Here is a 7,998-nt window from a genome sequence, read left to right as displayed (position 1 = left end):
TCCTCACACCGGCGGCAGGCCCCGCCTTCGCGTCGCTCAATCCGCCGGCAGGTGCCGTCGAAGGCGCGTCGACCACGATCAAGACCGGGCGTTTGCCGATGCCGCAGATCGATTTCGCCTGCAAGGGCCAGGCTTGGGGCGCCGAGAGCGCGGACTGTCTGCGCGCCATTGCCGAGCAGTCCGGCAAGCATAGGGAACGCGCGGTGCGCATGATCGCCAATGCCGCGCCGCTGACCAGCACGCCGAACGTCTTCTGACTTGTCGAACGTGATCCGCGAAACAGTTCCCCGCTTCGCGATCACGCTTTGACCTCCCCAGAGCGCTCCTCCTGCGCTCAAGTCAGGCTCCCACCGCATCGTCGGTTGGGAGCCTCTTTTTTTCGGTCTGTCGATATTCAGGTGAGGCCGGCCTGCTAACGGCGAGTTCCTGCGCTTGCTCCAGTATCTTTGAACGGCTGGATGTCAGCTCTCCACGGCAGCCTGCTCGGCGATGGCCGAAAGCACGCCGCGCACGTCCAGCGTGCTGAACGGCTTTTCCAGGATCTGCGGCCGCTGATGCGGCGGCAGCGCCTCGATCTCGGCCTTGGCGCCGATCAGGTCGCCGGTGACCAGCACGAAGCGCTGCGCCAGCGCCGGCCGTTCGGCGAGCAACTCGCGATAGATTGCGATGCCGCTGGTGCCGGGCATGCGCAAATCGGAAAAGACGATGTCGGGCGGCATCTGGCCGCTGAGGATCGCCGCCGCCGACGTCCACGCCGGCACGACGCGCGACTTGACGCCCATCAGCTCCAGTATGTCGGAGAGCGAGCCGGCGACATCGGGCTCGTCGTCGATGATCAGCGCGTGGCGCAGGCCGCTTGAGCGCGCCGGTCCTTCGCTGCCAGCGGCCGCGCCGGCAGTGATCGCCGGCAGCTGGACCACGAAACGCGCGCCGTGCGGCTGCACCTCCTCGAACCAGATGTTGCCGTTGTGCCGCTCGATGATCGACTTCGAGATCGACAGGCCGATGCCTGTGCCGACGCCGATCGGCTTGGTGGTGAAATAGGATTCGAAGATGCGTGAACGGATCGCTTCCGGCACGCCAGGGCCGTTGTCCTCGACGGAGAAGCCGGGATTGCCGCGATCGCTGCGAAACGTGCGCACCTTGATCAGCCGGTCGCCTGCGACGCCAGCCAACGCATGCTGACTGTTGACGAGGAAGTTGGCGGCCACCTGCGTGACATGGTCGGCATCGGCCATGGCCAGCAGCGGGCCGACGGCGAACTCGGTGTCGATGATGATGCCGCTGGAGCGCGCGCCATAGGCTGTCACTTCGAGCGCGGCGCGGATCACCTGGTTGAGGTCGGTCTCTGCCTGCTCGGTCGGATGCAGGCGCACCATCGACAGGAAGCTCTTGACGATGCGGCCGCAGCGCTCGGCGGCTGCGCGTACCTTCTCGGCGCGCACCTTGGTCTGCGGGTCGGTGGCGAACTCATGCAACAGCGTCGATTGCGCGACGACCACGGCAAGGGGGTTGTTCAGCTCGTGCGAGACGCCGGCCAGCAGCGAACCCATGGCGGCCATCTTCTCGTTCTGGTGCAGCTTCTCGCGCTGGCGGCCGATTTCCTCCTCGGCGCGCAGCTTGTCGCGCAAATCGCGGATCGAGCCGAAGATCAGCCTGCGGTCGGCAACCCGCATCTCGGTCGCCGTCAGTTCGATCGGGAACACCTCGCCGGCGGCATTCTGGGTCACGGTCTCGAGCCGCTGGCCAACCATTGGCGCGCCGCGGCCCGACATGTATTCGGCGCCCGAGGCATAGCCCTTGCGGTAGTAGATCGGAACGATGGTGTCGAGCAGGTCCTTGCCGAGGATGTCGCTGCGCGGGAAGCCGAACATCTTCTCGGCCGCCGGATTGAACTCGATGATCGAGCCGGTCTCGTCGATGACGACGATGGCGTCGAGCGAAGCCTGCAGCATGGTGCGGCGGATAACCTCACTGGCATGGGCGTCGGAGGGCGAGTGCTCGATGGCATCGCCGATGGCCAGCGCGATGATGTGCAGCGTCGCCTCTTCCTCATCGGTCCATTCGCGCTCGGCGACACAATCGTTGACCGCCAGCGTGCCCCAGAGATGGCCATGCGCGAAGACCGACACCGACAGGAACGACTTGATATTCTGCTTCTCGAAGTCGGCTCTCAGGAAGCCGTCGAGATCGCGGGTATGGCCGGCAAAGACCTTGCCTTGCCGCTCGTCCTCCTGCAGCCGCTCCAGCAACGGGTCGGAATTGATGATCGACTGCATGATGACGGTGGGCGAGGCGAGTTCGCCGCCGAATTCGGGATCGATCCAGTAGGCCGAGACCGACTGGGCGAAGCCCTGGCCCGGAAGCTCGCGAAGCCGAAACAGAATGCCGCGCTGGCAATCCATGGCGCGGCAGAGCGTCTCCAGGATGATGTCCATCTCGCGCTGCCAGTCACCGGCCTCGCGCAGCCGGCGCACGACGCGGACGGCCGCCATCGCCGCGCCCTGGCGGGTGGCTTGCATATCCGTTCGGGCGGCTTCGGCTGTCATGTTCAATACGTCACCCAGGGCCAGATCGGCAGGATATGAAATTCAGCACACAGTTCGAAAATCGATCGTGGGTTCCCGGAGGAACCATATGCAGGACAAAAATGCTACAGCGTTCTTTGCGCATCCGGAAGGACACGCGCCAGCCGGATTCCGGATATCGAAGGTCACCGGCCGTCATGGCCGAATGACGGCGGCCTCACAGTTCGGGCCGCTGCGGTTCAGGCTCAGTTGCCCTCGCCGCTCGGCAGCGAGAAGATATAGCCCTCGCCGCGCACCGTGCGCAGGAACTTCGGGTTGGCGGGGTCGGTCTCGATCTTCTTTCGCAGCCGCATGATGCGGATGTCGACCGCCCGCGAAGATTCCGGGTCCTCGACGAAGCCGATCGCTTCGGAGATCGCCGCTCGTGTCAGCAGACGGTTGGCGCGCGTCAGGAAGACTTCCAGTACGTCGAACTCGCTTTTGGCCATGTCGACGACCGCGCCGTTGGCACCGGTGACCAGCCTGCCGTCGAGATCGGCGTGGAATGAGCCGAAGCTCATGCGGCGGCCGGCAGAGGCCGGTTCGGGCTTGGCGGCCTGCGGCTCGGCCGGCTGCGGCACGCGGCGCAGCACGCTGCGCACCCGGGCCAGCACCTCGCGCAGTTCGTAAGGCTTGACGATGTAGTCGTCGGCGCCGAGCTCGAGCCCGACGATGCGATCAAGCGCGGTGCCGGCCGCGGTGGCATAGATGATGCCGATCGGGGTCTTGGAGCGCAGCCAGCGGCCGAACGACAGGCCGTCCTCGCCAGGCATGGCTATGTCGAGGATGGCGAGATGAAAGGATTGCGTCTCAAGCAGGTTCCGCGCCGCGGCGGCACTTTCGGCCGTCGCCACCTCATAGCCGCTGGCGCCGAGATACTCGGCGACGGCATCCCTCAGGTCAGGCTCGTCCTCGACGACGACAATTCTTGCCCGCACTATGCTCTGGCTCCCGCTTTCAGCGGAAAGTAGATTGGGTATAAACATGATGTCCAGCACTCATCTTGAGATGTCTGTCGCAGGGTGGAGAAAAATGGCCGCACGATCCGTCATCGCGCTCGTTTCCGTCGCCGAAGTGGTGGCGGGCGACCTTGCCGACCATCTCGAGCGGCGCGGTCATGACGTGCGCGCGGCGCGCCAGCCCTGGGAAGCGGAATCGCTGCTTTCGGCCAAAGGCATCGACGTGGTGGTTGTCGGCGACAGCCTGAGCCAGGCTGAGGGGCGCGATCTGCTTCGGCGTTATGGCGGCGAGGGCGGACCCGACTTCATCCTGATCTGCCGGCCGACCGACCTGGTCGACAAGGTGCTGGCGCTCGAGCTCGGTGCCGCCGACGTCGTCGAGAGCCCGCTCAACGTCAGGGAACTGGCCGCGCGCATCGGCGGCCTGCTGGCGCGGCGCGGCAGGGCCGCCGGGGAACTGATCGTGCTGGAGAACGCAACCGTCGATCTGAGGTCGGCGATGGTCATGCACCGCTCGGGCGCGGAAGACCAGCTTTCGCCCGGCCAGGTGGCGCTGCTCAAGCTGTTTCTGGCAAGTCCCCGCAAGGTGCTGACGCGCGACGACATCATCGCCGCGGCGCCGGCCGAAAACGCCGACGCCTTCGACCGCTCGATCGATTCGCGCATCGTGCGGCTGCGCCGCAAGCTCGACACCGAAACCATCACCACGATACGCGGCGCCGGCTACCGGTTCGACCCGCCGACGCAGCGCGTCGATTGAATCAGCCAGACTGTTCGATTGTTTCAGCATCGGACCGGTTTCCATTCTGGTCCGATGCTCTCGCTCAGCGCAGCACGATGGCCGAAGGGCCGGATGGCGCATCGCTGGCGACGGCGACCACCTCAGCCTGGGCACGGTCCCGCAAGAGGACGGTGGCAAGGCCGGCAAAGCCCAGAAGGCCTTGTGCGTAAAGCAATGCGGAAAGCACGGCTGCGGCAGATTTCGTGTTCATTGGCTCCATCCCTTCAACTTGTGGTTCCGCTTCAGGAAACCCCCGAAGCGCCCGCGCCGCCCACGGAGCCCCCCGCAGCGGCGCGGGCCTTCGGTCCTCTCGGCAGCAAGTAGCCGGAGGCGCCGCGCATCCACTTCAGCCGAAGGCCGACCCGCCAGAGGGCCTTCAGCCGGTTAACGCGCAGGCTGGACACGATCCAGACCGTGGCGATGAACAGCGCGGCATGCAGCGTCGAAATCTCGCCGGAATTCATGGCCGCAAGTGTCGTCGCCGGGTTGCCGGCAACAGAGCCGACACCGCCGAGGACGATTGCAGCGACGCTTGTCCGGAGAAGCCAGGAGCGTAGGTTCGTTTTCCTGCCCATTTTCGTTTTGCTGTCGTCTGTTCCCGTTGCGTCAACTGTGCTGCCGGCTTGTATCGGGATCATGCCGCACGAGTCGCGCTTTGTTGCAATCTGGTTTCGGCGCAGGTCGTATCGCTTTCATATCAGAGGCATAGGTGCTTTCGTCTGGGGGCTTTGCAGCCTGATGCCGATAACGAAGCGTTAACTATATGCCCTGTCCCCCGATCACGCCCCTCGTCGGGCGGTTAACCACGGGAAACAGATTCGAAACAAATGTGAGCATCAAGCGAAATTGGCTTGAAACATCACCCAGCGATAAATCCGCCATCGAATTGGAGCCGGCCGGACCGGCAGAGAGAGGGGACATCGCCATGCACGCCACCATTTCCGCCAAGCTTATCAACATCACCGCCGCTGCGTTCACCGGCGCGGCCCTGCTTTTCGGCGCCGGCAGCGGCGCCGCCCACGCCAACCAGATCGTGGCCAAGGTTTCGCTGTCTCAGCAGACCATGGAGGTCACCGTCGATGGCCGGCCGACCTTCGCCTGGAAGGTGTCGACCGGCGACCGGGCGCACATCACGCCGACTGGATCCTTCAAACCGACCCGCATGCACGAGATGTGGTATTCGAAGAAGTACGACAACGCGCCGATGCCGCATTCGGTGTTCTTCAGCGGCGGTTATGCCGTGCATGCGACCTATGCCATCAAGCGTCTCGGACAGCCGGCCTCGCACGGCTGCGTGCGGCTGCACCCGGATGCCGCGGCCGATTTCTACCAGCTCGTCGAGGCCTTTGGCCCGTCGAATACCAGCATCGTCATCGTCAAGTAGCAGGCTGTGGTCGAAGGCGGCGAAGAGGGTTGGCAAAACCTCCTCTCATCCGTTCCGCCTCCCGCCTGGCATTGCTCTTCCGCGGTAAACGCCCAACCAAAAAAGAGGCCGGAATTTTCCGGCCTCTTTTTTCCTTTGTCGTTCGATTCCGTCAGTCCTGCAGCGCCGGCATCAGGTTCGGATCCGGCTTCTCTGCATGGTGCGGCAGGTCCTTGCTGGCGATGAAGGTGTAGAACATCGGCACCACGAACAGCGTGAACATGGTTCCAACCAGGATGCCGGTGAAGATCACCAGGCCCATTGAATAGCGGGCGGCGGCGCCGGCGCCGCTGGAGATGATCAGCGGCACCACGCCAAGCGCCATCGCCGCCGTGGTCATCAGGATCGGCCGCAGCCGCACCTTGGCCGAAGCGACGATCGCGTCGCGCCGGCGCATGCCGTGGAGCTCACGCTGCTGGTTGGCGAACTCGACCAGAAGGATGCCGTGCTTGGTGATCAGGCCGATCAGCGTGATCAGGCCGACCTGGGTGTAGATGTTGAGCGTGCCCAAGCCGATGTTGAGCGGCACGATCGCGCCAAAGATCGACAGTGGCACCGCCATCATAATGATCAGCGGGTCGCGGAAGCTTTCGAACTGCGCCGCCAGCACCAGGTAGATGACGAGCACAGCCGCAACGAAAGCGATCAGGATGGTGTTGCCCTGCTCCTTCTCCTGCCGCGACTGGCCGGAATAGTCGATGAAGAACGTGCCGGGCAGGCTCTCCTTGGCGATATCCTCGATGGCCTTCAGCCCGTCGCCGGTGGTGACCCCCGGCAGTGGCAGGGCTGTGATCGTCGCCGAGTTGAGCTGGTTGAACTGTTCGATCGCGGCGGGTGCCGCATTGGTCGAGATCTTCACCACCGCCGACAGCGGCACCATCTCGCCCGAGGCGCTGCGCACGAAATACTGGGCGAGCTTCTCGGGGTTGTCGCGGAATTCCTGCGGCACCTGCGGGATAATGTCGTAGCTGTTGGAGTCGCGGTCGAACTGCGCCACCTCGGCGCCGCCGACCAGCAGCGTAAGCGTGCGGCCGATATCGGCGATCGGCAGGTTCAGCGCCGCCGCGCGCTCGCGGTCGATCGTCACCGTCACTTGCGGCGCGTCATAGGACATCGAGTTTTGCACAACGATGAAGCGGCCGGAGGCCTGCGCCTTGTTCTTGATCTGCTCAGCCGCCTCGTAAACTTCGGCGGAGTCGCCCGTGGAACGTACCACAAAGGAGATCGGCAGGCCGCCGCCCGAACCGGGCAGCGTCGGCGGCGCGAAGACGAATGCCTCGACGCCGGCCACCTTGGCAAGCCGGCCGGTGATGTCTTCCTGGATCTCCTTCGAGCTGCGGGTGCGCTCGGCCCAGTCCTTGAAGGCGAAGCCGACAAAGGCGCCGTTGGTGGCGCCGCCGAAGGCGACGGCCGAGAACTGGGCGCGCGTCTCAGGGATGTCCCTGACCAGACCGAGGATCTGGTTGACGTAGGTTTCGGTATAGTCCGACGTCGCGTAGCGCGGCCCGGTCACGATCGAGAGCAGGAAGCCCTGATCCTCCTCCGGCGCCAGTTCGCTTGAGGTCTTGGTGAACATGAAGCCGGTGAGCGCGACCAGCGCGACCACGATCAGTAACGTCACCGGACGGTTTCTCAGCGAGCTGGTGACCATCCGCTCGTAGACGCGCTCGACGCGGCCAAAGGTGCCGTCGACGATGCGCTGGAAACGGCTGTGCGAGCCTGCCTTGAGGATACGTGCCGACATCATCGGCGTGATGGTGATGGCGATGATGCCCGACAGCACAACCGAGCCGGCAAGCGTCACCGCGAATTCCCGAAACAGCGCGCCGGTCAGGCCGCCGGTGAAGGCAAGCGGGGCGAACACCGCCGCCAGCGTGATGGTCATGGCGACGATGGCGGAGAGAATCTCGCGCATGCCGTTGAAGGCCGCCTGCATGGCCGACATGTGGTCCTCTTCCATGTGGCGGTGGATATTCTCCACCACCACGATGGCGTCGTCGACGACGAGGCCAATGGCCAGCACCATGGCGAGCAGCGACAGCAGATTGATCGAGTAGCCGACCGAATACAGCAGGAAGCAGACGCCAATCAGCGAAAGCGGAATGGTCACGATCGGCATCATCACCGAGCGGAACGAGCCGAGAAAGAGCAGGATGACGACGACGACGATCGCCACCGCCTCGCCGATGGTCTTGAATACCTCCTCGATCGAGGCGCTGATCTGCTCGGTGGAATCGTAAACGATCTCGATCGTCATGCCTTGCGGCA

At 64.5% G+C, this 7,998-nt stretch carries 7 protein-coding genes and 1 pseudogene; 3 read left to right on the top strand and 5 right to left on the bottom strand.

What is annotated here, in order from left to right:
* Positions 1-257 (top strand): annotated as a pseudogene (locus tag EOA33_RS16755) (hypothetical protein); the annotation flags it as partial.
* A 204-nt stretch (positions 258-461) separates the two neighbouring features.
* Here EOA33_RS16755 and EOA33_RS16750 read toward each other — a convergent pair.
* Both EOA33_RS16750 and EOA33_RS16745 read right to left on the bottom strand, forming a co-directional pair.
* Positions 462-2,522, bottom strand: a complete 2,061-nt coding sequence (locus tag EOA33_RS16750) for a sensor histidine kinase (protein WP_245455360.1) — start codon at positions 2,520-2,522, stop codon at positions 462-464.
* 251 nt (positions 2,523-2,773) lie between these two features.
* On the bottom strand, positions 2,774-3,505 hold the full coding sequence (locus EOA33_RS16745) for a response regulator transcription factor (protein WP_245455362.1): 732 nt from the start codon (positions 3,503-3,505) through the stop codon (positions 2,774-2,776).
* A gap of 94 nt (positions 3,506-3,599) precedes the next feature.
* Between EOA33_RS16745 and EOA33_RS16740 the strand changes: the two genes are divergently transcribed.
* Positions 3,600-4,286 (top strand): response regulator transcription factor, encoded by a 687-nt coding sequence (locus EOA33_RS16740; protein ID WP_126058021.1) that lies wholly within the window; start codon positions 3,600-3,602, stop codon positions 4,284-4,286.
* 64 nt (positions 4,287-4,350) lie between these two features.
* On the opposite strand, the gene EOA33_RS39080 is transcribed toward EOA33_RS16740, so the two are convergent.
* Together EOA33_RS39080 and EOA33_RS16735 are read right to left on the bottom strand one after the other, a co-directional pair.
* Positions 4,351-4,518 carry a hypothetical protein gene (locus tag EOA33_RS39080; RefSeq protein ID WP_189340605.1) on the bottom strand — a complete coding sequence of 56 codons (168 nt, stop codon included), beginning with the start codon at positions 4,516-4,518 and terminating at the stop codon, positions 4,351-4,353.
* 31 nt (positions 4,519-4,549) lie between these two features.
* A complete protein-coding gene (locus EOA33_RS16735) occupies positions 4,550-4,882 on the bottom strand; it encodes a hypothetical protein (RefSeq protein ID WP_126058022.1) in 333 nt (110 codons plus the stop codon).
* Between the two features lie 350 nt (positions 4,883-5,232).
* Between EOA33_RS16735 and EOA33_RS16730 the strand changes: the two genes are divergently transcribed.
* Positions 5,233-5,691 carry a L,D-transpeptidase gene (locus EOA33_RS16730; RefSeq protein ID WP_126058023.1) on the top strand — a complete coding sequence of 153 codons (459 nt, stop codon included), beginning with the start codon at positions 5,233-5,235 and terminating at the stop codon, positions 5,689-5,691.
* Between the two features lie 151 nt (positions 5,692-5,842).
* On the opposite strand, the gene EOA33_RS16725 is transcribed toward EOA33_RS16730, so the two are convergent.
* Positions 5,843-7,998: efflux RND transporter permease subunit (locus tag EOA33_RS16725; RefSeq protein ID WP_127406094.1), on the bottom strand; the 2,156-nt coding region annotated here is incomplete at its 5' end.

It is taken from the genome of Mesorhizobium sp. M4A.F.Ca.ET.050.02.1.1 (assembly GCF_003997725.1).
Taxonomy (GTDB): domain Bacteria; phylum Pseudomonadota; class Alphaproteobacteria; order Rhizobiales; family Rhizobiaceae; genus Mesorhizobium.
The sequence above is the reverse complement of the archived record's forward strand: the minus strand, read 5'-3'. Positions and strand labels throughout refer to the sequence as shown.

Coding starts and splice junctions, on each gene's coding strand:
- EOA33_RS16735 (WP_126058022.1), bottom strand. CDS start 4,882: ATGGGCAGGAAAACGAACCTACGCTCCTGGCTTCTCCGGACAAGCGTC.
- EOA33_RS16730 (WP_126058023.1), top strand. CDS start 5,233: ATGCACGCCACCATTTCCGCCAAGCTTATCAACATCACCGCCGCTGCG.
- EOA33_RS16740 (WP_126058021.1), top strand. CDS start 3,600: ATGGCCGCACGATCCGTCATCGCGCTCGTTTCCGTCGCCGAAGTGGTG.
- EOA33_RS16750 (WP_245455360.1), bottom strand. CDS start 2,522: ATGCAAGCCACCCGCCAGGGCGCGGCGATGGCGGCCGTCCGCGTCGTG.
- EOA33_RS39080 (WP_189340605.1), bottom strand. CDS start 4,518: ATGAACACGAAATCTGCCGCAGCCGTGCTTTCCGCATTGCTTTACGCA.